The sequence below is a fragment of the Micromonospora sp. LOL_015 genome (genome assembly GCF_048060275.1).
In the GTDB taxonomy this organism is placed as follows: Bacteria; Actinomycetota; Actinomycetes; order Mycobacteriales; family Micromonosporaceae; genus Micromonospora_E.
The window spans coordinates 1-330 of record NZ_JBHMIO010000214.1; the positions used below are offsets into that span (position 1 = coordinate 1).

The 330-nt window shown below is 72.7% G+C and carries 1 protein-coding gene; it reads left to right on the forward strand.

Annotated elements, in window-relative coordinates; all coding sequences use genetic code 11:
- A partial coding sequence (locus ACFHWU_RS29545) for an IS66 family transposase (protein ID WP_416592357.1) occupies window positions 1-330 on the forward strand: 330 nt, incomplete at both ends.

Sequence of the window (330 nt, forward strand, 5' to 3'; positions counted from 1 at the left end):
ACGCGTGGGCCCCGTACGACACCTACACCGACGCGGTCCACGCCCTGTGCAACGCCCACGTCCTACGCGAACTGGTCTACGTGGTCGACACCGCCACCGGGCAGGTCGCCGACCTCGCCGGCCAGGCCATCGACGCCCTGCGGCGACTGAACCGCCTGACGGTCACGGCCCGCGCCGACGGCGGTGAACCCGACCCGGCCGACCTGGCCGAACAGACCCACCTGCTGCGCTCGGCCGTCGTGCTCGGCGCCGAGGCCACCGCCGACCGAACCGACAAGCTGCACCGCAAGTACCACGCCCTGTTCGTGCGACTACGGGACCGACGCGCCG